Annotated in this window: 32 protein-coding genes; 16 read left to right on the forward strand and 16 right to left on the reverse strand. The window is 63.8% G+C overall.

Annotated features, from left to right (window positions below; genetic code table 11):
- Positions 1-342 precede the first annotated feature (342 nt).
- From AC1DXS_RS13075 to AC1DXS_RS13085, 3 genes are read left to right on the forward strand one after another with little or no spacing between them, the layout of a single operon-like run.
- On the forward strand, positions 343-987 hold the full coding sequence (locus tag AC1DXS_RS13075) for a glutathione S-transferase (RefSeq protein WP_477737921.1): 645 nt from the start codon (positions 343-345) through the stop codon (positions 985-987).
- 23 nt (positions 988-1,010) lie between these two features.
- The gene (locus AC1DXS_RS13080; protein ID WP_477737922.1) at positions 1,011-1,316 is read left to right on the forward strand and encodes an excalibur calcium-binding domain-containing protein; all 306 of its coding nucleotides are present in this window, start codon (positions 1,011-1,013) and stop codon (positions 1,314-1,316) included.
- Between the two features lie 56 nt (positions 1,317-1,372).
- On the forward strand, positions 1,373-1,636 hold the full coding sequence (locus tag AC1DXS_RS13085) for a hypothetical protein (protein ID WP_477737923.1): 264 nt from the start codon (positions 1,373-1,375) through the stop codon (positions 1,634-1,636).
- Here AC1DXS_RS13085 and AC1DXS_RS13090 read toward each other — a convergent pair.
- Together AC1DXS_RS13090 and AC1DXS_RS13095 are read right to left on the reverse strand one after the other, a co-directional pair.
- A complete protein-coding gene (locus tag AC1DXS_RS13090) occupies positions 1,633-1,893 on the reverse strand; it encodes a UBP-type zinc finger domain-containing protein (protein WP_477737924.1) in 261 nt (86 codons plus the stop codon). The genes AC1DXS_RS13085 and AC1DXS_RS13090 overlap by 4 nt on opposite strands.
- Before the next feature lie 19 nt (positions 1,894-1,912).
- Complete coding sequence (locus tag AC1DXS_RS13095) at positions 1,913-3,619, reverse strand: FAD-dependent oxidoreductase (RefSeq protein ID WP_477737925.1); 1,707 nt, start codon at positions 3,617-3,619, stop codon at positions 1,913-1,915.
- 162 nt (positions 3,620-3,781) lie between these two features.
- Between AC1DXS_RS13095 and AC1DXS_RS13100 the strand changes: the two genes are divergently transcribed.
- Positions 3,782-4,570 (forward strand): extensin-like domain-containing protein, encoded by a 789-nt coding sequence (locus tag AC1DXS_RS13100; protein ID WP_477737926.1) that lies wholly within the window; start codon positions 3,782-3,784, stop codon positions 4,568-4,570.
- A gap of 319 nt (positions 4,571-4,889) precedes the next feature.
- Here AC1DXS_RS13100 and AC1DXS_RS13105 read toward each other — a convergent pair whose 3' ends face one another.
- Complete coding sequence (locus tag AC1DXS_RS13105) at positions 4,890-6,041, reverse strand: DSD1 family PLP-dependent enzyme (protein WP_477737927.1); 1,152 nt, start codon at positions 6,039-6,041, stop codon at positions 4,890-4,892.
- 39 nt (positions 6,042-6,080) lie between these two features.
- Positions 6,081-7,136, reverse strand: coding sequence for an ornithine cyclodeaminase family protein (locus tag AC1DXS_RS13110; protein WP_477737928.1), 1,056 nt, complete (start codon positions 7,134-7,136; stop codon positions 6,081-6,083).
- A gap of 98 nt (positions 7,137-7,234) precedes the next feature.
- On the opposite strand from AC1DXS_RS13110, the gene AC1DXS_RS13115 reads away from it, so the two are divergent.
- From AC1DXS_RS13115 to AC1DXS_RS13135, 5 genes are all read left to right on the forward strand, one after another.
- Positions 7,235-8,710, forward strand: coding sequence for an MFS transporter (locus tag AC1DXS_RS13115; RefSeq protein ID WP_477737929.1), 1,476 nt, complete (start codon positions 7,235-7,237; stop codon positions 8,708-8,710).
- Between the two features lie 80 nt (positions 8,711-8,790).
- Positions 8,791-10,053 (forward strand): DEAD/DEAH box helicase, encoded by a 1,263-nt coding sequence (locus AC1DXS_RS13120; protein ID WP_477737930.1) that lies wholly within the window; start codon positions 8,791-8,793, stop codon positions 10,051-10,053.
- Positions 10,050-10,505, forward strand: a complete 456-nt coding sequence (locus AC1DXS_RS13125; protein WP_477737931.1) for a hypothetical protein — start codon at positions 10,050-10,052, stop codon at positions 10,503-10,505. The genes AC1DXS_RS13120 and AC1DXS_RS13125 overlap by 4 nt, the downstream gene beginning before the upstream one ends.
- 78 nt (positions 10,506-10,583) lie before the next feature.
- The gene (locus AC1DXS_RS13130) at positions 10,584-10,985 is read left to right on the forward strand and encodes a hypothetical protein (RefSeq protein ID WP_477737932.1); all 402 of its coding nucleotides are present in this window, start codon (positions 10,584-10,586) and stop codon (positions 10,983-10,985) included.
- A 62-nt stretch (positions 10,986-11,047) separates the two neighbouring features.
- Positions 11,048-11,341: a hypothetical protein gene (locus tag AC1DXS_RS13135; protein ID WP_477737933.1), complete on the forward strand. Its 294-nt coding sequence runs from the start codon at positions 11,048-11,050 to the stop codon at positions 11,339-11,341.
- 32 nt (positions 11,342-11,373) lie between these two features.
- Here the strand turns inward: AC1DXS_RS13135 and AC1DXS_RS13140 are convergent, their stop codons facing one another.
- From AC1DXS_RS13140 to AC1DXS_RS13165, 6 genes are all read right to left on the reverse strand, one after another.
- The gene (locus tag AC1DXS_RS13140) at positions 11,374-11,919 is read right to left on the reverse strand and encodes a CcdC protein domain-containing protein (RefSeq protein WP_477737934.1); all 546 of its coding nucleotides are present in this window, start codon (positions 11,917-11,919) and stop codon (positions 11,374-11,376) included.
- Between the two features lie 14 nt (positions 11,920-11,933).
- Positions 11,934-12,686, reverse strand: coding sequence for a hypothetical protein (locus AC1DXS_RS13145; protein WP_477737935.1), 753 nt, complete (start codon positions 12,684-12,686; stop codon positions 11,934-11,936).
- A 58-nt stretch (positions 12,687-12,744) separates the two neighbouring features.
- Positions 12,745-13,398, reverse strand: a complete 654-nt coding sequence (locus AC1DXS_RS13150; protein WP_477737936.1) for a hypothetical protein — start codon at positions 13,396-13,398, stop codon at positions 12,745-12,747.
- Between the two features lie 13 nt (positions 13,399-13,411).
- The gene (locus tag AC1DXS_RS13155) at positions 13,412-13,807 is read right to left on the reverse strand and encodes a type II toxin-antitoxin system PemK/MazF family toxin (protein ID WP_477737937.1); all 396 of its coding nucleotides are present in this window, start codon (positions 13,805-13,807) and stop codon (positions 13,412-13,414) included.
- 26 nt (positions 13,808-13,833) lie between these two features.
- Complete coding sequence (locus tag AC1DXS_RS13160) at positions 13,834-14,370, reverse strand: hypothetical protein (RefSeq protein WP_477737938.1); 537 nt, start codon at positions 14,368-14,370, stop codon at positions 13,834-13,836.
- Between the two features lie 112 nt (positions 14,371-14,482).
- Complete coding sequence (locus AC1DXS_RS13165; protein WP_477737939.1) at positions 14,483-14,806, reverse strand: DUF6172 family protein; 324 nt, start codon at positions 14,804-14,806, stop codon at positions 14,483-14,485.
- A gap of 198 nt (positions 14,807-15,004) precedes the next feature.
- On the opposite strand from AC1DXS_RS13165, the gene AC1DXS_RS13170 reads away from it, so the two are divergent.
- Together AC1DXS_RS13170 and AC1DXS_RS13175 are read left to right on the forward strand one after the other, a co-directional pair.
- Positions 15,005-15,529 carry a hypothetical protein gene (locus AC1DXS_RS13170; protein WP_477737940.1) on the forward strand — a complete coding sequence of 175 codons (525 nt, stop codon included), beginning with the start codon at positions 15,005-15,007 and terminating at the stop codon, positions 15,527-15,529.
- 69 nt (positions 15,530-15,598) lie between these two features.
- Positions 15,599-16,120, forward strand: coding sequence for an N-acetyltransferase family protein (locus AC1DXS_RS13175; protein WP_477737941.1), 522 nt, complete (start codon positions 15,599-15,601; stop codon positions 16,118-16,120).
- A gap of 8 nt (positions 16,121-16,128) precedes the next feature.
- Here the strand turns inward: AC1DXS_RS13175 and AC1DXS_RS13180 are convergent, their stop codons facing one another.
- The 4 genes from AC1DXS_RS13180 to AC1DXS_RS13195 all read right to left on the reverse strand — a co-directional run bounded on the left by AC1DXS_RS13180 (position 16,129) and on the right by AC1DXS_RS13195 (position 18,564).
- Positions 16,129-16,686 carry a DsbA family protein gene (locus AC1DXS_RS13180; RefSeq protein ID WP_477737942.1) on the reverse strand — a complete coding sequence of 186 codons (558 nt, stop codon included), beginning with the start codon at positions 16,684-16,686 and terminating at the stop codon, positions 16,129-16,131.
- Positions 16,687-16,807: 121 nt separating this feature from the next.
- Complete coding sequence (locus AC1DXS_RS13185) at positions 16,808-17,056, reverse strand: hypothetical protein (RefSeq protein WP_477737943.1); 249 nt, start codon at positions 17,054-17,056, stop codon at positions 16,808-16,810.
- Positions 17,043-17,420 (reverse strand): hypothetical protein, encoded by a 378-nt coding sequence (locus AC1DXS_RS13190; RefSeq protein ID WP_477737944.1) that lies wholly within the window; start codon positions 17,418-17,420, stop codon positions 17,043-17,045. Before AC1DXS_RS13190 ends, AC1DXS_RS13185 begins: the two co-directional genes overlap by 14 nt.
- 241 nt (positions 17,421-17,661) lie before the next feature.
- Complete coding sequence (locus tag AC1DXS_RS13195) at positions 17,662-18,564, reverse strand: LysR family transcriptional regulator (RefSeq protein ID WP_477737945.1); 903 nt, start codon at positions 18,562-18,564, stop codon at positions 17,662-17,664.
- Between the two features lie 136 nt (positions 18,565-18,700).
- Between AC1DXS_RS13195 and AC1DXS_RS13200 the strand changes: the two genes are divergently transcribed.
- The 3 genes from AC1DXS_RS13200 to AC1DXS_RS13210 are packed head-to-tail and all read left to right on the forward strand — an operon-like array spanning position 18,701 to position 21,992.
- Complete coding sequence (locus AC1DXS_RS13200) at positions 18,701-19,657, forward strand: hydroxymethylglutaryl-CoA lyase (RefSeq protein ID WP_477737946.1); 957 nt, start codon at positions 18,701-18,703, stop codon at positions 19,655-19,657.
- Positions 19,658-19,711: 54 nt separating this feature from the next.
- Positions 19,712-20,920, forward strand: coding sequence for a CaiB/BaiF CoA transferase family protein (locus tag AC1DXS_RS13205; RefSeq protein WP_477737947.1), 1,209 nt, complete (start codon positions 19,712-19,714; stop codon positions 20,918-20,920).
- A gap of 40 nt (positions 20,921-20,960) precedes the next feature.
- Complete coding sequence (locus AC1DXS_RS13210; protein ID WP_477737948.1) at positions 20,961-21,992, forward strand: tripartite tricarboxylate transporter substrate binding protein; 1,032 nt, start codon at positions 20,961-20,963, stop codon at positions 21,990-21,992.
- A 98-nt stretch (positions 21,993-22,090) separates the two neighbouring features.
- On the opposite strand, the gene AC1DXS_RS13215 is transcribed toward AC1DXS_RS13210, so the two are convergent.
- Entirely contained in the window at positions 22,091-22,675 is a 585-nt protein-coding gene (locus AC1DXS_RS13215) for a MarR family winged helix-turn-helix transcriptional regulator (protein WP_477737949.1), read from the reverse strand.
- A gap of 109 nt (positions 22,676-22,784) precedes the next feature.
- Here AC1DXS_RS13215 and AC1DXS_RS13220 point away from each other — a divergent pair, with 109 nt between their 5' ends.
- Both AC1DXS_RS13220 and AC1DXS_RS13225 read left to right on the forward strand, forming a co-directional pair.
- Positions 22,785-23,585: an SDR family NAD(P)-dependent oxidoreductase gene (locus tag AC1DXS_RS13220; RefSeq protein WP_477737950.1), complete on the forward strand. Its 801-nt coding sequence runs from the start codon at positions 22,785-22,787 to the stop codon at positions 23,583-23,585.
- Positions 23,586-23,677: 92 nt separating this feature from the next.
- Positions 23,678-24,754 (forward strand): alkene reductase, encoded by a 1,077-nt coding sequence (locus tag AC1DXS_RS13225; protein ID WP_477737951.1) that lies wholly within the window; start codon positions 23,678-23,680, stop codon positions 24,752-24,754.
- Between the two features lie 78 nt (positions 24,755-24,832).
- Here the strand turns inward: AC1DXS_RS13225 and AC1DXS_RS13230 are convergent, their stop codons facing one another.
- On the reverse strand, positions 24,833-25,048 hold the full coding sequence (locus AC1DXS_RS13230) for a TOBE domain-containing protein (RefSeq protein WP_007869745.1): 216 nt from the start codon (positions 25,046-25,048) through the stop codon (positions 24,833-24,835).
- Between the last annotated feature and the right edge of the window lie 44 nt (positions 25,049-25,092).

The raw sequence follows: 25,092 nt of genomic DNA on the forward strand, positions 1-25,092 counted from the left end.
GGCCGAGGAGCGCAGAGACAAGCGGATCAGGGCAAAAACGTGTTTGAGCGAAGCGAGTTGTTTTTGACCCCGCTTGGCTCGAGCACCGCAGGTTGCCCGTAGCGAAGCGCAGGGACCCAGACTGCGGGTCGCCTTTTCTTTGCTTACGTTCTTTTGGCGAAGCAAAAGAAAGTAAGTCGCCCGCCGGGGCGAGTCCCGGCCAGCTAGACCAAAAAGAGGAAAGAGGAGGAAGAAGAGGGAAGAGCGCGCAAGGCCGGCGCAAGACCCGGCAAATCCCCCTAACCCTTGATACGATCAACCCAAGCCCGAACCAGCAAGAGCCTTCAGCACCAAAGGACCCCCATGAAACTCATCGGAATGCTCGACTCSCCCTACGTYCGCCGCGTRGCCATTTCCCTGCAGCTCCTSGGCCTGCGCTTTGAGCATCAATCGATTTCGGTGTTCAGCACCTTCGAAAAATTCCGKGCCATCAACCCGGTGGTCAAAGCGCCCTCGCTGGTCTGCGACGACGGCACGGTGCTGATGGATTCGACGCTGATCCTCGACTACGCCGAAGCGCTGGCGGCGCAGGCACCGGCAGGCCGTAGCCTGATGCCCTCCACGCTGGCCGAGCGTCAGCAGGCGCTGCGCGTGATCGGCCTGGCCCTGGCCGCCTGCGAGAAAAGCGTGCAGATCGTGTACGAGCGCCACCTGCGCCCCGCCGAAAAACTGCATCAGCCCTGGGTCTCTCGCGTAACCGGCCAGCTGCTGGCGGCCTACGGCGAACTTGAGGCGGAACTGCAGCGCAAACCCCTGGCCCTGAGCAGCGACACCATGGGCCAGGACGGCGTGACGGCGGGCATTGCCTGGCACTTCACGCAGGCCATGCTGCCCGAGGTGGTCAACGCGGCGGACTACCCGGCCTTGCGCGAGTTCTCGGTGCGGGCCGAGCAATTGCCGGAGTTCATGGCTGCGCCGCACAGCGACAAAACCTACCGGAACCCCTGAAAATCCGGCAACATGGCGGACACATGAAACGCCTGTTCGTCATCGCTCTTCTCTGTCTGCTGGGATGGCAAGGCTTCGTCAGGTATCAGGCGAAGCACCTGACCGTGACAAAAGAGCAGGCGCCCGCCGTCGCCACCCAGCCCGCCCCCGTGTTTCCCGGCGCGCCTGCGTCACCCGTGGCGGCCAGTCCGTTCAAATGCGACGGCCGGACCTACTGCTCACAGATGAGTTCATGCGCTGAGGCGACCTTTTTCCTGAAAAATTGCCCCGGCACCAAGATGGATGGAAACAACGACGGCATTCCCTGCGAGAAGCAGTGGTGCAAATAGCGGCCAACTGAAATTACCGCAGTGGACTCGCGCGCCCCAGCCCGCTAGGATGACGTATGGCCTCCGACCCCACCCCCACCCCGGAAACCACCCCCGAGCTTTCCGAGGAAAAGATCAACGAGGCTCGGGATGCCTGGTGCAAAACCTATGTGCATGTCTGGGCCGATCTGTCCAAAGGCCACTACGACAAGGACGCGGTGCAGAAAGCCGCCGACGAGCACTGGCAGCGCAGCCCAAGATCGAGCCCGGTAATGGTGGCCACGACTGAGTTCACCAAGGCCACCAAGGTCGCACCACCGCCCGCTGCCGCCGCGCCCTAACCTACCTGTAATTGGTGGTCATAGCACCACATCCAGCTTTCGCCGGGCTCAAACGACTGGATCACCGCATGCCCGGTCGCCGCATGGTGCTTGCTCGCATGCTTGTTCTTTGAATCGTCGCAGCAGCCGATATGGCCGCAGTGCACGCACAAACGCAGATGCATCCAGGTGTCACCCGTCTTCAGGCACTCTTCGCAGCCTTTGGCATTCGGCGAATGGATTTCGGCGGGGACGTGGCTGCAGGGTTTGATTCGCATGGAATGGTTCCTTCAATCGTCAGGCGGTAGCGGAAGCGCGCTCCATGGCCGCCAGGTGCTGGTGGATCATCGAGACCGCCGCGGCGCCCTCGCCTATCGCGCCGCCCACGCGCTTGACGGAGCCGCTGCGCACGTCGCCCACGGCGAACAAGCCGGGGATGTTGGTTTCCAGCGGCGCGGGTTTGTAGTCGGAATGTTTGCAGGTGACGCTTTCGCCGGTGCGCACAAAACCGTGCGCGTCAAGGGCCACGCCGCAGCTGTCCAGCCAGCCGGTCTCCGGGTCGGCGCCGACGAAGAGGAAAACGTTGCGCACCTCGGCGTCATGCTCGGTGCCGCGCTGGCGGTTGCGCCAGGTGACGGCGCTCAGGCCGGCATTGCCGTCGCCGTGCAGCTTGACCACCTCGGTCTGCGGCAGCAGCTCGATATTGGGCGTGGCGCCTATGCGGTCTATCAGGTAGCGCGACATGCTGGCCGCCAGGCTGGGGCCGCGCACCAGCATATTGACCTTGGCCGCGTGCTGCGACAAAAACACCGCCGCCTGGCCGGCTGAGTTGCCGCCGCCGACCAGCACCACCTCGGTCTGGCTGCACATCTTGGCCTCCAGCGCCGAAGCCCAGTACCAGACGCCGCGGCCTTCAAACTCGGCCAGGCGCGGCACCTCGGGCCGGCGGTAGCGCGCGCCGCTGGCCACCACCACGGTTTTGGCGCGCAGGGTTCGGCCGTCGGTCAGCTTCACATGCAGCTCGCCCTTGATGGCCTTGGCCGTGCAGTCCAGCGACTGGGCCTGCGCGGGGATCAGCATCTCGACGCCGAATTTTTGCGCTTGCACATAAGCGCGGCCGGCCAGCGCCTGGCCCGAGATGCCGGTCGGGAAACCCAGGTAGTTCTCGATGCGTGCGCTCGCGCCGGCCTGGCCGCCGTAGGCCCTGCAATCCAGCACCATCACCTGCAGGCCTTCCGAGGCCGCATACACCGCGGTCGCCAGGCCGGCGGGCCCGCCGCCCACCACAATGACGTCGAAGAGCTCGGGGTGCTCCACCGTGTCGACCATGCCCATGCAGCGGGCCAGCTGGTTTTCGCCGGGGTTCACCAGCACCGAGCCGTCGGGGCAGACCGCCAGCACGTCACCCGCGGCGGCGCCGTACTGCTCCATCAGCGCGGCGGCGTCCGTGTCCTGCGCGATGTCGACCACGTGGTGCGGTTCACCGTTGCGGTTCAAAAAACTTTGCAGCCGCACCACCGCGGCCGACTGCGGCCGGCCTATCAGCACCGGGCCGCTGGCGCCGGCCTCGATCAGCGCCACGCGCCGCAAAATCAGCGCGCGCACCACCCGCTCGCCCAGGTCGGCCTCGGCAATGATGAGGGCGCGCAGTTGGCCGGGTGGCACCAGCAGGGCGTCTACATCATCTTCGGCGTGGCCGTCGACCAGTGCCGGCGCGCCCGAGAGCTGGCCTACTTCGGCCAGGAACTGGCCCGGGCCCTGCGTGACGATGGGCTGCACGTGGCCCAGGCCGTCGCGCTGCGTGATGGTGACCGAGCCCTTGAGCATCACAAACATGCCGGGGCCGGGCTCACCGGCGGCGAACAGCCTGTCGCCTTTGCGGAAATGCAGCACCGTGCCGAAGCGGTGGATGCGCGCGATTTCCGCCGCGCTGAGCACGGGGAACATCTGGTGGCGCCGGCTTTCGGCCAGCGGCGGTGGTGTGGAGGTTGAGTCGTCAGCCATCAGGAACTCCGTTGCGCATGAAGATAAAAAAGCAGGCGCTGCTCGTGCAACACCCATGCCTGCATGATGCCGGATTAAAGCCCTGCCTGCCGGGCTGCGCCCCCGCTGCTACAAACTTTTGCGCCTGGCAAACCCGCCTGCCCGGCTCGGCTATAAACAGGCATGCCCCYGGATCCCCTCCCCGCGCCTGAGGAACCGCCCGCAGCCCCCTTGCGCTGGGGCCGCGGGCTGGCGTTGGTGCTGTGGAGCACCCTTGCGGCAGGGGCCTACGGCGTGTATGCCGGCATGCTCCACATTCCCCCGCAAATCAACCCCTGGGCGCCGCTGGACGTGATGGCGCAGCCGGGCCTGCTGACCGGCTACAAACTTTCGCGCGCGCGCAACGACCCGGAACGCTGCCTGGCCGCGCTGGCGGGCACCGGCATGCAGTACGACATCCTCCCCGACCGCAGCACCGGCGAAGGCTGCGGCTTCCAGAACGCGGTGCGGCTGCGCAAGGCGCCGGTGCGCCTGGGCGCGCCGCTTGCGCTCAGCTGCCCGATGGCGCTGTCTTTCTTCATGTGGGAAAGGCATGCGCTGCAGCCCGCGGCGCAGCGCCGCATGGACCAGCGCGTGGCCGGCATGGACCACCTGGGCAGCTACGCCTGCCGCAACGTGAACACCGGCGAAGGAGCGTCGTCCCTTGCGCCGGCCCGCGCGCGCAGCCGCCATGCGACCGCCAATGCGCTGGACATCTCAGCCTTGACGCTTGCCAACGGCCAGCGCGTCACGGTGCTCAAGCACTGGCCCCCTGAAGGCACAAGCGCACCGCCGGGCCCCGAAGCGCTGCTGCTGCGCGATGCGCACGAGGGCGCCTGCAAATACTTCAAGGGGGTGCTGGGCCCCGACTACAACGCGGTACACCAGGATCACTTTCACCTGGAAACCGGCGGCTACAGCATGTGCCGTTAAGAATCACATACCGCGCATGTGGCGCTGTTGTTTGACCCCCTCTCTCAGAGGGAGAGGGAACGAGAAAAGACAGAGAAAAACACGAGGCAGTCCCGGATTTACCCCCTCTCCCTCTGGGAGAGGGTAGGGGTGAGGGGCAGCGGCGGCAGATAAGCCATCGTGTCATGCACAGGCCGCGCCCCTCACCCCTGCCCTCTCCCAGAGGGAGAGGGAGTGAATTCACGCGCGCTTTACCCCAGAAGGAGAGGGAGTGAAATCTCACGCGCGTTATCCCACTCCCGCTGGAGAGGGAGCGGAACTCAAAGCCCTGAAATAACCTTCACCAGCCGTAAAGCCGCCGCCAGGTGGCGACCTCGCCATTCTCCGCCAGCGCATGGTATTCAGGATGCTGCGCGCCGGTGGCGCAGGCGTGGTTGGGCAGTATGCGCAGCTGCGTGCCGATGGGGAAGCGCTTGGCGATGTCGGTGTCGGGTGCGCCTTCGCGCGAGAGGATGCCGTGCTCCTGGTTGGCACCGCTGAGCACATAACCGGCCAACACCTCGCCTTCGGCATCGCAGACCTGGCCGTAGCCGAAATCGTGCTGCTGCTTTTGGGTGCCGCGGTCGCGGCTCATGGCCATCCAGCCGGCGTCCACAATCGCCCAGCCTTTCTCGGGCTGATGGCCAATCACCGTCGTCAGCACGCTGAGCGCGATGTCGTCCGTCGTGCACACGCCGATGTTGTGCATCACCAGGTCAAAGAACACATAGACCCCGGCGCGCACTTCCGTCACGCCGTCCAGCTGCGCCGCCGACAGCGCCGTGGGCGTGGAGCCCACGCTGACCACCGCGCAGGCAAAGCCCGCTTCGCGCAGGCGCCCGGCGGCTTGCACGCAGGCGGCGCGCTCCTGTTCAGCCATGGCGGCCAGCGCCTCGGGCGTGTTCAGGTCATAGCTGGAGCCGGCATGGGTCATCACGCCGCCCAGCAGCATGCCGCCGTTGCGCAGCACGCGTGCCACGTCCAGCAAGGCGGCTTCGCCGGGCTTGATGCCGGAGCGGTGGCCGTCACTGTCGATTTCTATCCAGACCTCGAACTTTTCGCCCTGCTCGCGGCCGAAAGCGGCAATGGCTTCGGCCGAGGCCACGCTGTCGGTGATGATTTTCAAATCACAGCCCTGGCGCCGCAGCGCCAGCGCCTGCGGCAGCTTGGCCGCGACCATGCCCACGGCATAAAGAATGTCGTTAAAGCCATCGGCGTAAAACTGCGCGGCCTCCTTGAGCGTGGAAACGGTAATGCCCTCGGCCCCGGCCCGGGCCTGCGCGCGCGCCACCGGTGTGCACTTGCTGGTTTTGACGTGCGGGCGAAAGCGCACGCCCAGCGCGTTCATGCGCTGCTGCATGCGGGCTATGTTGCGCTGCATGCGCGCCAGGTCGATCACGGCGGCGGGCGTGTCCAGGGCGGCCAGGGGGTGGGACTGGGTGGTGGCGGTCAAGGGAATCTCCGGGGGCTGTATGGGAATCAATCAAGTCAGTTACCAGGGCCAGCTGATGCTTTGGCCCTTGCCCGCAAGGCGCGCGTGCTGCTCCAGCATGCGCGCAACCGTAAGGTCTTGCAAGGCGATGCCGGTCATGTCGAACACAGTGATGTCGTTAACGTCGCGCGCAAAGGCCGCCTTGCCCGAGAGCACATCGCCGATCTCCGTGCAGGCGGTTTCGGGCGCCCACTGCAGCTCGCCAATGCCGCGCGACTGCGCGGCATCGTCCACAAACACGCGCGCCCTGGCGAGCAGGCCTTCGGGCAGCTCGCGCTTGCCCTTGGTGTCGGTGCCTACTGCATTGATATGGGTGCCGGGCTGCACGGCCGCGAGTTCGAACAGCGGGCCCTTGCCGGTGGTAGCCGCAATCAGCACATCGCTCCGGGCCACAGCGGCATTCACGTCCGCCGCGTGCGCGATGGCGCATTGGCCGGCAAACAGCGCCTCGAACCCTGGGTTGGGCTGCCCGTCAGCCGTGGCGTAAAACACCTGGCGCAAGCCGGGCAGCAGGCGGATGGCATAGCGCAGCTGCGCCTTCGCCTGCACCCCGGTGCCGAACACGCACACCGTGCGGCTGTCGGGTCGGGCGAGTTGCAGGCCCAGGCCGCCTGCGGCGCCGGTGCGCTCGGTGGTCACGGCATTGCCGTCGATCAGGCAGGAAGGCCGGCCGGTGGCCGGGTCAAACAGCATGATGGTGGCCTGGTGCGCGTCAGCGCCGCGCGCCGGGTTGCCGGGCCAGAAGCCCGCCGCCTTGAAGCCCAGCAGCGACTGCGAGCCCACGTCACCCGACTTGATGCCGAACACGCCGCCGGTGGCCAGCCTTTCACGCACCAGCGAGAACACGCGGCCCTCGCCCTGGCTTTGCAGCACAAAGGCCTCGCGTGTGGCCTCCAGCACATCGGCCGGTAGCAGGAAGGACTCGACCGCGTGTTTGTCAAGCAGCAGAAGCCGCGCATCAGCCGGCGATGTGGCCTGATGCGCTTCTTTCTCTAAGCTGGCAGGATGAGGGGCGAGCTGCGATGCTTGCAGAGTTGCTTGTTCGGCTTTTGACATTTGGAAATATTATCCATTACTAGACAATTTGTCAAACAACCGGTCCAGCACGCGTCAACATCATTGCAAGCCCTCCCCGCTTAACACCAGGAAATTCCATGCCCGGCAACCCGCACGCCCCCTGTGACGAAGGCATCATCCGCGCCCAGGGCGGCGACTGCGGCGGGGCGGCGCATCCCAAGCTGGCGCTGGCCGCCACGGTGCTCGGTTCTTCCATGGCGTTTATCGACGGCTCGGTCGTCAATATCGCCCTGCCCGCCATCCAGCGCGACCTGGCCGGCGGCTCGGCCTCCGGGCTGGCCGAGATGCAATGGGTCATCAATGCCTACCTGCTCTTGCTGGGCTCGCTGGTGCTGGTGGGCGGCTCGCTGGGTGACCGCTTTGGGCGGCGCAAGGTCTTCATCATCGGCATCGCGATCTTTACGGCCGCCTCCGTCGCCTGCGGCTTCGCGCCCGGGCCGCTGGCGCTGATCGCCGCGCGCGCCCTGCAGGGCGTGGGCGCGGCGCTGCTGGTGCCGGCCAGCCTGGCCATCATCGGCAATGTGTTTGAAGGCGAGGCGCGCGGCAAAGCCATCGGCACCTGGGCCGCCTGGGCGGCGATCACCGGTGCGGCCGGGCCTGTGCTGGGCGGCTGGCTGGTGGATGCGGTGTCGTGGCGCTCCATCTTCTTTTTGAATGTGCCCATGGCCGTGGCCACCGTGTGGCTGGCGCTGTACGCCGTGCCCGACAGCCGCGACCCCGATGCGCCAAAGCAGCTCGACTGGCCCGGCGTGCTGCTGGCGGCCAGCGGCCTGGGCGGCCTGACCTACGGCCTGACCCTGGCGCCCGAACGCGGCTGGCAGGCGGCCGTCGTGCTGGGCCCCATTGCGCTGGGCGCGGCGCTGCTGCTGGCTTTTGTGGTTGTGCAGGCCCGCACGCGCGCACCCATGATGCCGCTGGGCCTGTTCAAGTCGCGTGATTTTGTGGGTACCAATTTGCTCACGCTGCTGCTCTACTTCGCGCTCAGCGGCGCGCTGTTCTTTTTGCCTTTTGTGCTGATAGGCGCGTTTAAATACTCGGCCACCGCCGCGGGCGCCACCTTGCTGCCCTTCTCGCTGCTGCTGGGCTTTCTGTCGCCGGCCACCGCCAAACTCACCGAGCGTTTTGGCGCGCGCGCCATGCTGATGGCCGGGCCGGCCGTGGCCGCCGCGGGTTTTGCGCTGCTGGCCCTGCCCGGCGTGGGCTGGCCTTACTGGGCCGGCTTTTTCCCGGCCATGGTGGTGCTGGGCCTGGGCATGACGATTGCCGTCGCGCCGCTGACCACCACCGTCATGAACGCCGTGCCCGCCGCCCATGCCGGCATTGCCTCGGGCATCAACAACGCCGTCGCGCGTGTGGCCGGCCTGCTGGCCGTGGCGCTGATGGGCGTGGTGTTTGCCGCCGCGCTGCAGGGGCCAGTGCAATCGGCCCCGCCCGAATTGCTGGTGGCGGCCTTTCGCTGGGTGGTGCTGGGCTGTGTGCTGTGCGCCCTGGGCGCCTCGGCCTGCGCGCTGCTGTTTCTGGCGCCGGCCGGGGCTAAAAGCACGCGGCCTTAAACTTGAGGCTTCAGGCGGCCTTGCCGGGCTCGCTCCACGCGGCCAATACCGCGTCCTCCCACCCTCCTCCACACCACTCCATGCCATTTTCCTCACTGGGCTTTTCGCCCGCGCTGCTGCCCCTGCTCATGCGCGCCCTCGACGAAAAAGGCTATACCGCCCCCACGCCCATCCAGCAGGCCGCTATCCCGGCCATCCTGGAAGGCCGCGACCTGGTGGCCTCGGCCCAGACCGGCTCGGGCAAGACCGCGGCCTTTGCGCTGCCGCTGCTGCAGCGCCTGGCAACCACTACCACGCCCAGCGGCCACCGGCCCGTGCGCGCGCTCATCCTGGTGCCCACACGCGAGCTGGCCGCGCAGGTCGGTGAAGCCATCGTCAGCTTCGCCAGGTACTTGCCGCAGCGCGTGAAAGTGGCCGTGGTATTCGGCGGTGTCTCCATCAACCCGCAAATGATGAACCTGCGCGGCGGCGCCGACATCGTGGTCGCCACACCGGGCAGGCTGCTGGACTTGATAGACCACAACGCCCTGACCCTGGCCGGCACCACCAGCCTGGTGCTCGACGAAGCCGACCGCCTGCTGGACCTGGGCTTTGGCGAAGAACTCAATCGCATCCTGGCCCTGCTGCCGGCCAAGCGCCAGACCTTGTTCTTTTCAGCGACCTTCCCGCCCGCGATTGAAGCCCTGGCCGCCAGCCTGCTGCGCAATCCTTTGCGCGTCGAAGTCGCGCCCGTGGTGCAAGCCGTGCCCGACATCGCCCAGCGCGCGATTGAAGTCGATGCCCCCCGCCGCACCCAGCTGCTGCGCCACCTGGTGCAAACCGAGAAATGGGAACGCGTCCTCGTCTTCGTCGCCACCAAACATGCCGCCGAAATCGTCGCCGACAAGCTGCGAAAAGTGGACATCCAGGCCGAACCCTTCCACGGCGAACTGAGCCAAGGCAAACGCACCCAAGTGCTGCAGGACTTCAAGATCAAGGCGGTGCAAGTGGTCGTCGCCACCGACGTCGCCGCGCGCGGCATAGACATCGCGCAGCTGCCCGTCGTCGTCAACTACGACCTGCCGCGCTCGGTCACCGACTACACCCACCGCATAGGCCGCACCGGCCGCGCCGGTGAATCGGGGGTGGCTGTGAGTTTTGTGAGTGCGGACACCGAGGCCCACTTCAAGCTCATTGAAAAGCGCCTGGGCCTGAAAGTGCCGCGTGAGCAGGTCGCGGGTTTTGAGCGGTTGGAAGTGGCTGCGGTGAACCCGGTGGACCCTGCGGGGACCGGTGGGATCAAGGGGAAGCGGCCTAGCAAGAAGGATAAGTTGCGGGCTGCGGCCGCAAAGGACAGCTCATGAACATGGTGCAAACCTTCAAAATACCTCTGGCGCTCTGCAGCATGGTGCTTGCGCTGCTTGCAAGCCCATCGGTGTCCGCCGCGGGCCCGGATCTCCAGGGCTGCTGGCAGGGCGAAAGTGTTGTCCAGTACCTCAAGGACGGGAGCAGCAGAACCCAGACCGCCAATTGCTCTTTCCAGGTCGTTTCAGACCACATCCTCATGCGCTGCCCCGTATCCGGCAGTGAAGCCCAGATTGACTACAGCTACCGCGTCACCAAGCCAGGTACGTATACCGCAACCATGGTCTCCCACAGCTCCCGCCCGGACCTTGTGGGAGCAACCCGCGACTATCAATACCGCCTCGAAGGTGAGCGGCTCTTCATTACTACCAATCCACAGACTACCGTCCCGGCGCCACCCACGGCCGCGGTCAGGGTTGACTCGGTCTCGGTGCGAGTGGCTTGCAAATAGAGCCAATCTGTCCAGATGATGTTCTTTCCCTGGTTGCGATTCATTCATCTGAGCCGAGGTTTGCAAAGGACGCTCGCGTTGACATCGCTGCTTCTGCTGTGCAGCCTTGCTGCGACGGCAAAGCCCGCTGTCACGGACCTAGGCCGCATTGACCGCGTGGTGGTCGAAAAATCCACGGGCCAGGCCACCTTGTTCCTGGTCATAGACCTTCCGCTTGAGGACGGGCTGACCAAGCGACGCGTCATCCGCAAGCTCAACCTCTATGCCGCAGTGGTGAAAAGCGGCGAACTGCGCAAAAAGTTTCCGGAGATTGACGACTCACGGCCGGTTCGGGTGCTTATCTACCATCCACCCAAGACCAATGCATTGGGTGCCAGTGTGCTTGAGCAGATCGAAGGCTATTGCCGTGAGCTCAAATTCGAAGTGGTGTTTCGGGAGCAGACCGTTTCGGATGCGGGGACAGGTCAAGCGCAGCCGTGACAGCCTCGGCTGCGCCGATAAGCCGGCTACGTGGACCTTAACGTCTTTGAGATGGACGCGAAATGATGAAATTCATCCTGGTTTTGTGTGCGGTACTGATCGGCATTGCCATGGCTTCGTTTATGGGCCGGATGAACCGGCAGAAAAAAAGAAACACTGGAAAAAGCGGAGCTTGGGGGGTCGCTTTTCTTGTCACGATTGGCGTCGTCGTAGCCGTCGGGTTCGCTATTGCCGGTTGCGTTTCGATGCGCCTGTGCACGTCAGGTGGCGACACCGACCTTGCTTACGTCTTCTATCTTCTTTTCGCTGCACCCATCTATTGGTTTTTTGCTGAGACTTTCGCGGCCAAAAAGTGACGTCCGAGCCAATCTACAAAGATGGCAATATCTTAAGTATCCCGCCCCAACGCTTCACGCTCCCTCTTCGCCCGCAGAACACGAAAGCGCCAGCGCACAAGGCCAACGGCATAGCTGATGTAGTAACCCGCCAGCAGGCCAAAAACAGCCAGTGTGAGCGGGCTGCGCGCGAAATCACCGACTCCGTTCGGCATGCCCGGCGCGATGACATAAACCTCGACCACGCGATACACAATGCGTGCGACAAACAGCAGTGACAGTGCAATGCCCAGGTGCGCATTGGGCGTGTAGAACAGGCCTTGGGGTGTCGGCTCAAAGCGCGTCTTGCCCAGCCCGAAGACGCCCAGCCAGGCGCCCAGGCCCACGCCGCCCGCAAGCCAGCAAAGCCGATCCAGGTGCTCGCGCGCGGCAAAGCCAAGCAGGACTATCAGGACAGGAAAGATCATCAGCGTGATCCAGGGACGAATCCTCGACAGGCGCTGGCGCCCCACCATGCGGCGAAAGCGGGCATAGACGCGCCACGCGACCAGCGGAAGAAGCACAAGCAATGTAAGGGTGGAGGGACTCGACGCTGGCATGGTGTGGGCGGCCTTCAGGTCACTTCTTTGAGTTTCCGAATGGGTAAAAGCAGACTTGGCGACTTGAGCAAATCTCGGACCTTTTTCCCTTTCAAGTACCCAAGATCGCCGCATTCCTGTTGCGCTGGGTTGAATGGAAAATAAAGAGACGCTTCACTGGGTCCGCGCAGCGTGACATGGTCCCAGGAAAAGTCGATGGCTTGGCATCCTGGCGCCTCCTTTCGAATATCCTCCAGGAAGTAGTCCGCCAGGATTTGCTCCGCATCGGATTTGAAAAGCGACTGCACCGTCACAGAATCTCGAGTTTTGGTGTCATAGGCATACACAGCGATGCCGTGATGCGACCGGGCAATACCCTGCGATTCGACACGCAGCGTAAAGGTCAAGATATTCCCCGAGGCCGAATCAGGGCGCAACACCGACTGAGTCATGTCTGCCGTCCCCTTCGAAGCTAGAGACTCAATCAACTTGCGATCCGTCAATTGCACGGCACGAGACAGGCTCACCTCATCACCCATAAAGAACGTTGCCAATGCAGTGCGCCTAAGCCATCCGTTCAACCGGTTCGTGGAGACAGCGTCTCCTCCCAGGAAAACTGGATAAGCAAACTCAACATGAATCGGCCCCGGGTTGTTTTCAGACGCTGTCTCGAAGTGGTACTGCGCGATGCGATAGGAGAGCGTTGTGGAATCAGATGAACCACCGGCAATGGCAACCATCCCGGAAAACTGCATCCAGCAAAAGAGCGCACTTAACAATAGTTTCATGAGTTGCTGAGGGTTGGTATGGAGCAATCTAGCAGCCGATCAAGAATTTGAGCAGTGATCACTTCTTATGCGGTCGCATAAATTGCTTGCCGATATAAAGCACCCCCAAGACGAATGCATTGCCCGTCAGGAACCAGAGCGTGCCTCGTAAGGAAGTGAACCACAGGGAAAAGCACAGCAAGGAAAGGCCAATGGCACAACCGGCAGCGGCCATCCACCATCGCCACGACAGAGACCGCGCACCAACATAAACACCAAGCGAACATATGAGCACAATGGGGCCGGCGAACCTGGCCCATCCTGTTACCCAGGGGACATATTCCGTCTTGGTTTCCGTTCTACCCAGACTGACCACCATCACTTGTCCGGTCGACCAAGCATGAAAAATTGCACTGCACAAGGAAATCAGTGCCGGGATAAGAGCGATTGCCGCCATTCCGAGGACCGCTGCAGCACCAAACCTTGTTGAGGCATCCGGCCCACGCGCAACGAACTGCAATGGTTCTTTATCGAGGTAGGTTTCGGAGAGAAAGATCAACCCTCGCGGGTGGACGTCTACGACAACACCTCTCCCTTGCATGCCGCGATCTTCCTTACGCGCTTCTTCGAGCGCCACCTCGAGCACGGTCCCGGAAGAGCTACCGTGTTCCGTGAGTACTTTGTCGCCATCGCGCACTGGCACTCCATCGGGGTACGTGAGAGGAAGTGTCATTGAAGGTATTCCGCTATCGATTGAGAAACGACGCCTGCAAAAATCGCATGCCCGCCAGTATCTGCTGAACCCGTTCACCCGACAAGCGCCCTATGTGTTCACCGAGGCGCGTCTTGTAAACCGAAGAGACCTGCGACACGACGACCACGCTTTGCTTCTGCAGATTCCCCTCGCCGGGCTCCAGCAAGACATTGCCCGGCTCGGTCGCGCGGTTCAGGTTGGAGGTCAGCGCGCACACAACCACGGTGCTGATGCGGGAGCGGTTAAAGACGTCGTCCTGCACGATGACATGGGGATGCGGGGAGCCCGGGATGGAGCCGCGTGAGGGATCGGGCTCCATCCAGAATATGTCGCCCTGCTTGAAGGTGTCGGGGAATGAGCCTTGAGGGGAGGCTATATCTCTATCCATATATCCAGGGTCACCGGCTATCAAGCTCACAGCTTGGGGATAAAACCGGCTTTTTCCAACTCCTCTATGACGCGACTGGAAAACTTCGCGGCCACTGCTTTATCGTCCTCGCCCACTGACGGGCTGTCCGGGATCTTGCAGATCCATGAAGCCTTCGACGCATCTTTGTGCTGAACGGTCACTTCGAGGAACACAAGCGCACCACGGTCCCCGATATCACCGCTGACTGGCCGAAGAAATATGGTCGTATCGGCTCCCGGCTGAATGCCACGTTGAGCCAATGCCTGCGCGACCAAGGAGGATGAGTTCTTCTGCAATGTTTCCAGCACGGGCTCAATGGACTCCCGGGCCCTCTTCTGCGCAGCCGCAGTCGAGTCAGCAGACGCACTCGGGCGAACCCGGTATACGAGGGGGATGGACGGCAGCCGTTCAAATACAACTCGTGCGTTTTTGAGTTTTTCGTTGTTGACTGGATTGATTGGCATGTAGGTGGCACGGGGTGCGCAACCTGCCAGCAGCGCTGCTGCAAGCACAGCCAGAAAAGCATGGCGTGAAATCATCATCTCCCTCTCGATTGTTGTTGATACCCGAACTGAACTTCGACCGAATTCAGCGCACTACGCTGGTCGTCTTTTTGATGATGGTGGCAAAAAGCCTGAGAGCGTCGGAGATTCGTTATTCCCCCTCAGCCCAATCATCCTCACCCTCATTCCTCACCCGCGCCACCTTGATACCAGGCTTGGCCAGCACCTCGACATAAAACTGCTCGCCGCCGTCCTTGACGATTTCGTCAATCGACTTGATGAGGTCGGCCTCGGAGACGGTAGCGGCCGAGGCTTCGCTGTAGCCTGACCTGCAATCAAAGTCCCAGAAGTCCACGCCCTTGGGCAGGGCCTTGGCACGCTCACGTTTGAAGTATTTGCGGATGTCGTGTTTGGCGGCTTCGAGCAGGCGCTCGCGGTTTTTGCCTTCGATTTTGAGCTGGAATGTTTTCTTCATGAGTACTTTGGTGTCAGTGAATAGCCTGTTGCGGCCACGGGATGCTACCGATTATCGGGCCGCGGCCAGATTGCCCCGCAAAACCATAGGCAAAGGCCGCAGCGAACGCCACAATCTGCGCGGCATGGCGTTTGCTTGTATCCACACGCCAACGAATGCAGCCCCACATCGTCCCTTCCAAACCTCAAGGAGATTCCGATGATTTATGGTCTCACTTACCTGGGCGTGGCCCACACCCTCATCAGCCTGGTGGCCGTCGCGGCGGCGCTGATCGCCTTCTTCCGTGACAAGGAAATTATCGCGGCCTCTACCCTGGGCCGGGTCTATATCTGGACCACCGTGCTGACCTGCCTCACGGGTTTCGGCATCTTCCAGCATGGCGGTTTCGGCAAGCCGCATGCGCTGGGCGTCATCACCTTGCTGGTGCTGGGCATTGCCTGGGTGGCGGGCAACACCAAGGTGCTGGGCCGCGCTTCGGCGTATGTCGAGACGCTGAGCTATTCGATCACCTTCTTGTTCCATATGATCCCGGCGATCACTGAAACCTCCACGCGCCTGCCGCTGGGTGCGCCGCTGCTGCCCAATGCCGATGCGCCCGAGCTCAAGGCGGCCACGGGTGTGTTGCTGCTGCTTTACCTCATTGGCGCGGCGCTGCAGGTGAGGCGCATACGCGCGCGCCATGCGGCGCAGGCGGTGCCGCTGCCGGGGTCTGCCGCGGCTTGAGGCGCTCGCCAACAAAGAGAATCATCCGCAGATTTCGCAGATTTACACAGGTAAAAAACAAGGAGTCCCATGCATCCCGTGCTCTGCACCGAAGAACGCCATGCCGGCCAGATCCTGGCCATCTTGAACGAGGCGATTGCCAATTCAACGGCGCTGTATGACTACAAGCCACGCACGCCCGAGAGCATGGTGACCTGGTTTGCCACCAAGCGGGCGAATGGGTTTCCGGTGATAGGGCTGGAAGACGATGGCGGCAAGCTGCTGGGTTTTGCGAGCTATGGCACCTTCCGCGCGTTTCCGGCCTACAAGTACACGGTGGAGCATTCGGTCTACGTCGAGAAAGGCAGCCGCGGCCGGGGCCTGGGGCGCGCGCTGCTGGAAGCCATCGTCGCCCAGGCCGAGGAGCGCGGCATGCACGTGGTGGTGGGCGCGATCGATCTGGACAACAGCGCAAGCATGGAGCTGCACAAGCGCCTGGGTTTTGAGCACTGCGGCACCGTCAAACAAGCGGGCTTCAAGTTCGGCCGCTGGCTGGACGTGGCGTTTTTGCAGAAGACGCTGGTGACGCCCTTGCAGCCTGTGGACGGTTAAGAGCTGTTTTAGGCCTGGCCCGATTGCGCCAGCGCCTTGTCGATGGCTTCGTGCAAATGCTGAAGCCCGAAAGACACGTCGCAAAACACGCCGTTGACGTAGAAGGTGGGTGTTGAGCGTACGCCCAGGTGGCGGCCGCTTTGCATGTGCTCCTGCACGCGCTGCAGGTAGACGTGGTCGCTCATTTCATTCTGGTAGCGCGCCATGTCCAGGCCGACCTGGGCGGCGTATTCGAGCAATTGCTTCTCTTTGAGGTGCTGCTGGTGGGTGAACAGCAGCTCGTGCATGGGCCAGAACTTGCCCTGGGCGCCGGCGGCCTCGGCCGCTTCGGCGGCGAGTTCGGCATGGGGGTGCACCTCGCGCAGCGGGAAGTGCCGGTAGACAAAACGCAGTTGCTGGCCGAAGTGCGGCAGCATGACTTTCAAAGCGCCGTAGGCCTGGAAGCAGGAGGGGCACTCGAAGTCGCCGTATTCGACGAGGGTGACCGGGGCGGACGAGCGGCCGCGTATGTGGTCTATGGCTTCGTCGGGTTCCAGAAGCGGGTCCGGCGTGGGCTGGGAGGCCATGAATTCACCTTTCTTCTTTAACTGTTCAATGCTGGATTGGGACAGTATGCGCCCTGGCCCGTGACGTGATCAAGACGATACGAGGGCCAGGGCGCGGGAAGCGATGAAACAGTCTGTGTAATCAGCCCTGGTTGGCGGCGTTGGCGAGGGCTTCGTCCAGCGCCTTGCACGAGGGGGAGCACACGGCCTGGGATTTGCCCAGCACCTTGCGCGTGCCCATCAATGAACGGGCGCGGTGCTTTCCGCACATAAAGCAGGACATGGTGGCCGCACCGAAGGAAGTGGTGGCGGCGAACGGGGAGCCCGAGACCTTGGACTTGTATCGCAGGCCGTCTGCGAGGACAGCGGTTTTGGCGTCAGCTCTTGCCATGGTTTGGATCTTCCTTGGTTGGGGGGTTTTGCGGGTTCACGGCTTTGCCCATCGCGCGGTTCAGGGCCTCTTTGGCCAGTTGCTCGGCGGCGAGCGAAGCGTCCAGCGCGGACCGGCAAAGGCCCGCGTACTGGTAGTTCACGTTTTCATACAGCTCGGCGGCGGCCGGATGGGTATCCAGCAACGCGCCCAGTGCCACGCCCTGCTCCACCTCGCCCAGCTCGTCGAGCAGGTGCAGCACAACGGAGCGGTATTGCTCGGGGCCTACGGGCTCCGCGCTGTGCTCCAGGCGCTCCAGCAACTCGGCCAGCACATGGGTGACCGTGAGGTCGGTTTTGAGGGGGTGGGTGTGGGTGGCGTTCATGCAGTGAATCTGGGGGTTCCTTCCCCAAAATCAAGCGCCGTGACTGGCCAGGATACCCGCCTTGCGGCGGCTGCCGGCCCCGAAAGAGCCCAGCCTGGATCAGCCCTGTACGCTATATTTTCTATAGCTGATGACGCTTGTCTGCCGTGGGTTGGAGGCTTATTTTAACGCAAAAGGCCGGCGGCCGCTTTCACCGTGCCCGGCAGGGGGGTTTTAGGGGCGCGCGCCAGGCTGCGCCGCCTCAGGCGGGCGGGATCCCCGTGAGGTGCCTGACAAGCAGCCTCGCCGCGGCCGAAAGGCCCGCCTCGTCCCGAAAACAGATCGCAAAACGGCGTTTGGCCCAGGCATCGTTCAGCGCAATGACGCGCAGGCCGAAGGTGCGGGCATAGGGGTCCGCCACCTCGCGCGGCACGACGCTGATGGCCAGGTTGGCGCGCACCACGCGCAGCGCGGCCTCGAAGTTGGAGACGATGACCCGGTGCACGATGGCCTTGCCCTGGAGCGCGGCGGCGCGCTGCAGCAGCACCTGCACCGCGCTTTGCGCCGGCAGGCTCACATGTTCATGGCCCAGCGTCTGCTCAAAGCGCAAGGTCTCGTGCGCCGCCAGCGGGTGCGAGGGATGGGTGACGATGGCCAGGTGGTCGTGCCGGTAGCCGCAGGACTGCAGGCCTGAAAGATCGGCCGCATCCCAGCAGATGCCGACGGAGGCCACGCCCTCCTTGATGCCGCGTATCACCTCGGGGCTGACGCGCTCTTCCATGCTGATGCGGATGTCGTGGTGGGCCGGCAGTTGCAGAAAACCGGCGACGTCGTCGGCCAGCGACTCGGCCATGACCGAGGCGGTGGCCAGGATGCGCACCTGACCGCGCACACCCAACGCGTAGTCGCCCATCTCGCGCTCTATCTGCTCGGCGCTGGCCAGCATGGTGCGCGCGTGCTCCAGCAGGCTTTCGCCCGCGGGCGTGGGCTCGACGCCGCGCCGCCTGCGCACCAGCAGCTGCGTGCCGACGGTGTCTTCCAGCTGGGCCAGGCGCTTGCTGACGGCCGAGCCGACGATGTTGGCCTGCTCGGCCGCGCGGGCAATGCTGCGCGCATCGCAGACGGCGGCAAACAGCCGCAGCGTGGTCAGGTCCAGGTCTCTCATGCTTGCCTCCTTGCCGGTGTCCGTGGATTTTTGATGTTCCAAATGGGAACACCAAAGCTTCCAAAATTGACAAACCAGACGATTCAGGAAATTCTAAACTGGGGCAACGACAGACCCTTTTTTGGAGACAAGCCCCGTGACCCACGCATCTCCCCTGCCCGCCCGGGCCATCATTCGCGAAGTCGGCCTGCGCGACGGGCTGCAAAGCATTGCCGCCGTCATGCCCACCGCGCACAAACTGCAGTGGATCCGGCAAGCCTACGACGCCGGCCAGCGCGAAATCGAGGTCGGCTCTTTTGTGCCCGCGCGGCTGCTGCCGCAACTGGCCGACACCGCCGAACTGGTGGCTTTTGCGAAAACGCTGCCCGGCCTCACGACCTCGGTGCTGGTGCCCAACCTCAAGGGCGCGGAGCGCGCCATCGAATCGGGCGCCGACCTGATGCTGCTGCCGCTGTCTGCCAGCCATGCCCACAGCCTGGCCAATTTGCGCAAGACGCCTGATGAGGTCGTTGAAGAGATTGGCCGCATACGCGCGGCGCGTGACGCTTCGGGTTCGCGCATCGTGCTGGAGGTAGGCATGAGCACGGCTTTTGGCTGCACGCTACAGGGCCGGGTTGAACCGGCCGAGGTGCTACGCCTCCTGCAGGCCGTGCTGGATGCCGGCGCAGACCGCGTGAGCCTGGCCGACACCGTGGGCTATGCCGACCCGGCCATGGTGCACAGTCTGTTCGAGGCCGCTTTTGCCCTGGTGGGCGACAAGCTGGCCTGCGGCCATTTCCACGACACACGCGGTCTGGGCATGGCCAATGTGTATGCCGCGCTGCAGACCGGCATGACGCGCTTTGACGCCTGCCTGGCCGGCATAGGCGGCTGCCCGCACGCGCCCGGTGCCAGCGGCAATGTGGCCAGCGAAGACCTGGCCTATATGTTTGCGAGCGTGGGCATTGAAACCGGCATCGACTTCGACAAACTCATGGCTTTGCGCGGCCAGGTGGCGGGCTGGCTGGAGGGCGAAACCCTTCACGGCACGCTGTGGCGCGCGGGCCTGCCCAAAACCATGCGGCCGGCTCAAGTCGCCTCGCCAACGGCCTAAACTCTTCGCTGGCAAGCTCTCCCAGCGCCGCTTCTTTTTTTCCCTGGCACCCGCATGCAAAACACCGCTTCTTCCACCCCACCCCAGCCGCTGGCCGGCCTTCGCGTCGTGGAGTTCACCCACATGGTCATGGGCCCGACCTGCGGCATGCTGCTGGCCGACATGGGCGCCGAGGTCATCAAGGTCGAGCCCATAGACGGCGACCGCACACGCCACCTGCTGGGCGCGGGCTCGGGCTTTTTCCCGCTGTTCAACCGCAACAAGAAAAGCATAGGCATAGACCTGCGCGACCCCGCCGGGGCCGAGGTGGCGCGCAAGCTGTGCGCCAGCGCCGACGTGGTGGCCGAGAACTTCAAGCCCGGCACTATGGCCAAGTACGGCCTGGACTATGCCGCACTGAGCGCGGCCAACCCACGGCTGATTTACGCCAGCCACAAGGGCTTTTTGCCCGGCCCGTATGACCACCGCACCGCGCTCGACGAAGTCGTGCAGATGATGGGCGGCCTGGCCTATATGACCGGCCGGCCCGGCGACCCGCTGCGCGCCGGCAGCAGCGTGAACGACATCATGGGCGGCATGTTCGGCGCCATCGGCGTGCTGGGCGCGCTGATACAGCGCGGCATCAGCGGCAAAGGCATGGAGGTGCAGTCGGCCCTGTTCGAGAACAACGTCTTCCTGGTCGGCCAGCACATGCTGCAGTACGCCATCACCGGCCAGCCGGCCGCGCCCATGCCGGATCGCATCTCGGCCTGGGGGGTGTACGACGTGTTCAGCGTCAAGGACGGCGAGCAGATCTTCCTGGCGGCCGTCAGCGACGCGCAATGGGCCGTGTTTTGCGACGCGCTGGGTTTTGCCGACCTCAAGGCCGACGCGCGCTACGCCGGCAACAACCAGCGCGTCACCGAGCGCCCCACCCTGCTGCCGCTGCTGCGCGAACGCCTGGCGCTGCGCAGCGCCAGCGAGCTGGTGGCGCTGTTTGAGGCGGCCGGCCTGCCCTTTGCGCCGATACGCCGGCCCGAGGAGCTGTATGACGATGAACACCTGCTGGCCACGGGCGGGCTGGCCGACATCACACTGCCCGACGGCGAACGCGCCGGCCAGACCGCCAAGACCACGCTGCTGCCGCTGACCATGGATGGCGAGCGGCTGAAGGTCCGGCTGAACCCGCCCACGCTCGGCGAGCACACACGCGAGCTGCTCGCCGGCCTCGGTTATGGCGAGGGCGAGATTGAACGGCTGCACCAAAAGGCAGCGGTGTCATGACGCGCTAACACCCCACGATTCACGACAAAGGAGACAAGACATGCGCAACACCACAAAAATAACGAAGACCACAGAAAGCCTCATCACCATGAATCGCCGCCACACGCTGCAAGGACTGGGCGCCCTGCTGCTGGGCGGCGGCCTGGCCTGGGCGCCGCGCCGCGTGCTGGCGCAAGCCACCGAACGCGCCGTGCGTTTTATCCTGCCGGTGGGCGCGGGCTCGGGCGTGGACACCATCGTCCGCGCCGCCACCGCGGCCCTGGGCAAGACCCTGGGCCATCCGGTGGTGATTGAAAACCAGCCCGGTGCGGGCGGCATCGTCGGCACCTCGGCGCTGGTCAAGGCGGCGCCCGACGGCATGACGCTGGGCGTGGTGTCCAACAACCACGTGGTCTACCCCAGCGTCTACAAGTCGCTGCCTTTTGACCCTATCAACGACATCACGCCCATCTGCGTACTGGGCAGCACGCCGTTTGTGCTGGTGGTCAACCCGGCCAAGGTGGCGGCAACGAATGTGAAAGAACTGGTGGCCTTGCTCAAGGCCAAACCCGAGGCCTACAACTACGCCTCATCGGGCAACGGCACCATATTGCACCTGGCGGCCGAGATGTTCATGGACGAAGCCCAGGTCAAGGTCAAGCACATTCCCTACAAGGGCGTGGGCCCCATGGTGACCGACTTGATAGGCGGCCAGGTCGAGATCGGCGTGCTGGCCCTGCCCGCGGTGCAGGCCCACCTCAAGAGCGGCGCGCTGCGCGCCATAGGCGTGGGCAGCGCGGCGCGCGTGGCGGCCGCGCCGGAGATCCCGACGATTGCCGAACAAGGCCTGCCCAACTACAACATCGAAGGCTGGTTTGCCGTGGTCGGCCCGGCCAAACTGCCGATGGCCGAAGCCAGGCGCATCCAGGCTGCCGTGGCCGCCGCCTACGCAACGCCCGAGGTCAAGGAAGCCATGGCCAAACAGGGCAACACCATCAGCCCCGGCACGCCCGAAGCGGCTGCGCAGTTCTTTCGCAGCGAAATGGTGAAGTACGCCAGGCTGGTGAAAAAAGCCGGCGTTGAACTGCAGTGAGACCCGCCTGCAGCGTGTAGCCTGTCGACACCGGCTGGATAAGCGGGAAGAGATGGGCTGATGCATATGCTTCAGCAGCGGCTCTCCGTCCGCTGTGCTCAGACGCTCTTCCCAGCTTGCCCGGAACTGGGGATACCCGCTGGGGCCGGCGCTTGGTCGTCCGCCTTAAAGGCAAGCAAAAACGCGTCGGAAGCTACCTGGTCGGCCAGCGCCCTCAGGCTCGCAGCCGAGGCAGGACCCAGAACAAGCTCCACGCGGTCGTTTGTTGCTGCCCAGTGCACCATGCCTTCCGAAAGCCGTGTCTTGCCAAGCGAAGTGAGAACGCTGTGTTTGGTCCGGCGGTCATGGGCGTCCTGACGCAACTCCACAATTCCGTCGCGCACCAGAGGCCTTAGCGCATGGGTAAGGGCCGAAAGCTGAATGGCGAGCCGGGCCGCCAGGTCCTGTAGCGTCGGTCCCTGTTGATCGGCGCCCGTGAGCATGTGGATTCCTGCGATGAGCGCGAGCTGCGTGGCTTTGAGGTCCAAGGGCGCCAGTGCTTCGTCATACAGCTGCTCCAGCCTGCGAGCCGCCAGGCGCAGTGGCGTGACCACGCAGGCCCGTCCGGCCAGGATGTCCTGCTCATCTGCGGCAGGCTGATCCGGGCCGGATTCCGTATCAACAAGGTCTTTGGTAATTCCCATATTTACAAAATGGTTTAGTACTGCACTATTTATGGTTTACGCGCAATCGGTCTTATATTTGAGCCCTCAACTTATTAGTTGAGCCCTCAATTTTATTGGAAAACTCTCAATGACAACTCCCAGTTCCCGGAAAGTCGCTCTTGTCACAGGGGCATCTTCCGGCATAGGCGCCGTCTATGCGGATCGCCTCGCCGCACGTGGATACGATCTTATTCTGGTCGCCCGGCGCGCAGAGCGCCTGCAAACCCTCTGCGCGCAAGTCTCAAAGGCGCACGGCATCGAAGCCGAAGCAGTCGTGGCCGATCTGACCAAAGACCAGGATTTGGTGCGGATCGAGACGATTCTGTCCACCCACAAGGACCTGCGCGTCCTGGTCAACAACGCCGGCATTGCGCGGCTGGGACCGCTTGCCCAAAGATCCGCGGACGACGCTCTGTCGCAGATTGCCCTCAACATCACAGCATTGACACGCCTGACTCAGGCGGTGGTACCCGCATTCATCGGCAGAAACCAGGGCGTGCTCATCAACATCGCTTCTGTCCTGGCCATCCATTCGATGCCCATCAGTGCTGTCTACAGCGGTACCAAGGCCTTCGTACTGCAGTACAGCAGGGGCCTGCAGCAAGAGCTTGCCGAAACCGCGGTGAAGGTTCAGCTGGTCCTTCCGGCATCGACGGCCACCGAGATCTGGGATCTGTCGGGCGTACCCCTGGCGGCCCTCAACAAGGATGCCTTGATGACGACCGAGCACATGGTCGATGCGGCGCTCGCCGGCCTGGACCAGGGCGAGACGATCACCTGGCCGTCGGTGGCCGATGCCAGCCTGTGGGAAAAGTACGAGGCAGCCCGCTCAGAGCTGTTCGCGAACACCCAGGTCGGAGCGCCGGCGCCTCGCTACAACATCCTCTGAGTCGAGCCCACTGAACGTTACGGCCCTTCCTTTTCTCCCCCTCCCGCCCCTTTCCTTTCGTTTTCCATTTTCCATTTCCCCAAGGACAGCACATGCTTTTCGATGCCTTCTCCCTACGTGCCACCCCGCTCAAGAACCGTACCGTGATGTCGCCGCTCACGCGCAGCCGCGCGAGCGACAGCAACACGCCCAACAGCCTGATGGCCACCTACTACGCCCAGCGCGCAAGCGCCGGCCTCATCATCACGGAAGGAACCTCGCCCTCGCCCAACGGCCTGGGCTATGCCCGGATCCCGGGCCTCTTCAATGACGCCCAGGTGCAAGGCTGGAAGCTGGTGACCGATGCGGTGCACGCCAAAGGCGGCAAGATCGTCGTGCAGCTCATGCACACCGGCCGCGTGTCCCACCAGGCCAACCTGCCGGCCGGCGCCGAGGTGCTTGGACCTTCATCCGAAGCCTGCCCTGGCGAGATGTGGACCGATACCCAAGGCAGCCAGCCGCACACACCACCTCGCGCCATGACGGAGGCCGACATCCAGGCCGTGATCGGCGAGTACACAACGGCCGCGCGCCTTGCCATCAAGGCCGGTTTCGACGGCATCGAACTGCACGCGGCCAACGGTTACCTGCTAGAGCAATTCCTGAACGCCAACGTCAACCGCCGCACTGACCGCTACGGCGGCACGGCCGAAGGGCGCAACCGGCTGGTGCTCGAGGTCGCCCGCGCTGCCGTGAAGGAGATCGGCGCCGAGCGGGTCGGCATCCGCCTGTCGCCTCATGGCGTGGTGAACAGCACCGGCAGCTTCGACGGCGTGGACGAGCAGTACCTGGCGCTGGTGAAACAGCTCTCCGCGCTCGGCCTTATGTACATTCACGTCCTGGACCATTCGGCCATGGGCGCCCCGCCCGTCCCGGCAAAGCTGAAGGCCGATTTGAAGGCGGCGTTCGACGGCCCCTTCATCCTCGCCGGCGGACAGGACAAAGCCAGCGCACAACAGGCACTGAGCGAAGGCCGCGCGGACCTGATCGCCATAGGCAGGCCTTTCATCGCCAACCCCGACCTGGTCGAGCGCATGCGCCAGGACGCGCCCTTGAACGCTCCTGTCCCGGACACTTTCTATACGCCGGGAGCCAAGGGCTACACGGACTATCCAACGCTCGCAGCTTGAGCATCGCCGTCCCCGATTGCAATGCTGCGCGGCAAGCGCACGGTTGTGCAAGGATCGCCTGAAGCCTGGGCAGTTTGTCTACAGCTTTGCGATAGACACCTCGGTCGACTTGACCAGTGCCACGACCTCGCTGCCGACGGCCAGTTCAAGCTGGTCCACCGAACGCGTGGTGATCACCGAGGTGACGATGCCCCAGGGGGTTTCGACGTCGATTTCGGACACCACGTCGCCGCGGATGATTTCCTTGACCTTGCCGCGGAACTGGTTGCGGACATTGATAGCTTGGATGGACATGAAGAGGTTCTCCTGGAACTTGGTTAAAGAATCGTTGAATAAGT

This window comes from Polaromonas sp. P3_B1, assembly GCF_056402935.1.

Coding starts and splice junctions, on each gene's coding strand:
- AC1DXS_RS13090 (WP_477737924.1), bottom strand. CDS start 1,893: ATGCGAATCAAACCCTGCAGCCACGTCCCCGCCGAAATCCATTCGCCG.
- AC1DXS_RS13205 (WP_477737947.1), top strand. CDS start 19,712: ATGCAAAACACCGCTTCTTCCACCCCACCCCAGCCGCTGGCCGGCCTT.
- AC1DXS_RS13110 (WP_477737928.1), bottom strand. CDS start 7,136: ATGTCAAAAGCCGAACAAGCAACTCTGCAAGCATCGCAGCTCGCCCCT.
- AC1DXS_RS13225 (WP_477737951.1), top strand. CDS start 23,678: ATGCTTTTCGATGCCTTCTCCCTACGTGCCACCCCGCTCAAGAACCGT.
- AC1DXS_RS13095 (WP_477737925.1), bottom strand. CDS start 3,619: ATGGCTGACGACTCAACCTCCACACCACCGCCGCTGGCCGAAAGCCGG.
- AC1DXS_RS13220 (WP_477737950.1), top strand. CDS start 22,785: ATGACAACTCCCAGTTCCCGGAAAGTCGCTCTTGTCACAGGGGCATCT.
- AC1DXS_RS13230 (WP_007869745.1), bottom strand. CDS start 25,048: ATGTCCATCCAAGCTATCAATGTCCGCAACCAGTTCCGCGGCAAGGTC.
- AC1DXS_RS13085 (WP_477737923.1), top strand. CDS start 1,373: ATGGCCTCCGACCCCACCCCCACCCCGGAAACCACCCCCGAGCTTTCC.
- AC1DXS_RS13165 (WP_477737939.1), bottom strand. CDS start 14,806: ATGAAGAAAACATTCCAGCTCAAAATCGAAGGCAAAAACCGCGAGCGC.
- AC1DXS_RS13145 (WP_477737935.1), bottom strand. CDS start 12,686: ATGAAACTATTGTTAAGTGCGCTCTTTTGCTGGATGCAGTTTTCCGGG.
- AC1DXS_RS13140 (WP_477737934.1), bottom strand. CDS start 11,919: ATGCCAGCGTCGAGTCCCTCCACCCTTACATTGCTTGTGCTTCTTCCG.
- AC1DXS_RS13210 (WP_477737948.1), top strand. CDS start 20,961: ATGCGCAACACCACAAAAATAACGAAGACCACAGAAAGCCTCATCACC.
- AC1DXS_RS13160 (WP_477737938.1), bottom strand. CDS start 14,370: ATGATGATTTCACGCCATGCTTTTCTGGCTGTGCTTGCAGCAGCGCTG.
- AC1DXS_RS13155 (WP_477737937.1), bottom strand. CDS start 13,807: ATGGATAGAGATATAGCCTCCCCTCAAGGCTCATTCCCCGACACCTTC.
- AC1DXS_RS13135 (WP_477737933.1), top strand. CDS start 11,048: ATGATGAAATTCATCCTGGTTTTGTGTGCGGTACTGATCGGCATTGCC.
- AC1DXS_RS13190 (WP_477737944.1), bottom strand. CDS start 17,420: ATGAACGCCACCCACACCCACCCCCTCAAAACCGACCTCACGGTCACC.
- AC1DXS_RS13170 (WP_477737940.1), top strand. CDS start 15,005: ATGATTTATGGTCTCACTTACCTGGGCGTGGCCCACACCCTCATCAGC.
- AC1DXS_RS13195 (WP_477737945.1), bottom strand. CDS start 18,564: ATGAGAGACCTGGACCTGACCACGCTGCGGCTGTTTGCCGCCGTCTGC.
- AC1DXS_RS13115 (WP_477737929.1), top strand. CDS start 7,235: ATGCCCGGCAACCCGCACGCCCCCTGTGACGAAGGCATCATCCGCGCC.
- AC1DXS_RS13185 (WP_477737943.1), bottom strand. CDS start 17,056: ATGGCAAGAGCTGACGCCAAAACCGCTGTCCTCGCAGACGGCCTGCGA.
- AC1DXS_RS13125 (WP_477737931.1), top strand. CDS start 10,050: ATGAACATGGTGCAAACCTTCAAAATACCTCTGGCGCTCTGCAGCATG.
- AC1DXS_RS13215 (WP_477737949.1), bottom strand. CDS start 22,675: ATGGGAATTACCAAAGACCTTGTTGATACGGAATCCGGCCCGGATCAG.
- AC1DXS_RS13120 (WP_477737930.1), top strand. CDS start 8,791: ATGCCATTTTCCTCACTGGGCTTTTCGCCCGCGCTGCTGCCCCTGCTC.
- AC1DXS_RS13150 (WP_477737936.1), bottom strand. CDS start 13,398: ATGACACTTCCTCTCACGTACCCCGATGGAGTGCCAGTGCGCGATGGC.
- AC1DXS_RS13175 (WP_477737941.1), top strand. CDS start 15,599: ATGCATCCCGTGCTCTGCACCGAAGAACGCCATGCCGGCCAGATCCTG.
- AC1DXS_RS13080 (WP_477737922.1), top strand. CDS start 1,011: ATGAAACGCCTGTTCGTCATCGCTCTTCTCTGTCTGCTGGGATGGCAA.
- AC1DXS_RS13180 (WP_477737942.1), bottom strand. CDS start 16,686: ATGGCCTCCCAGCCCACGCCGGACCCGCTTCTGGAACCCGACGAAGCC.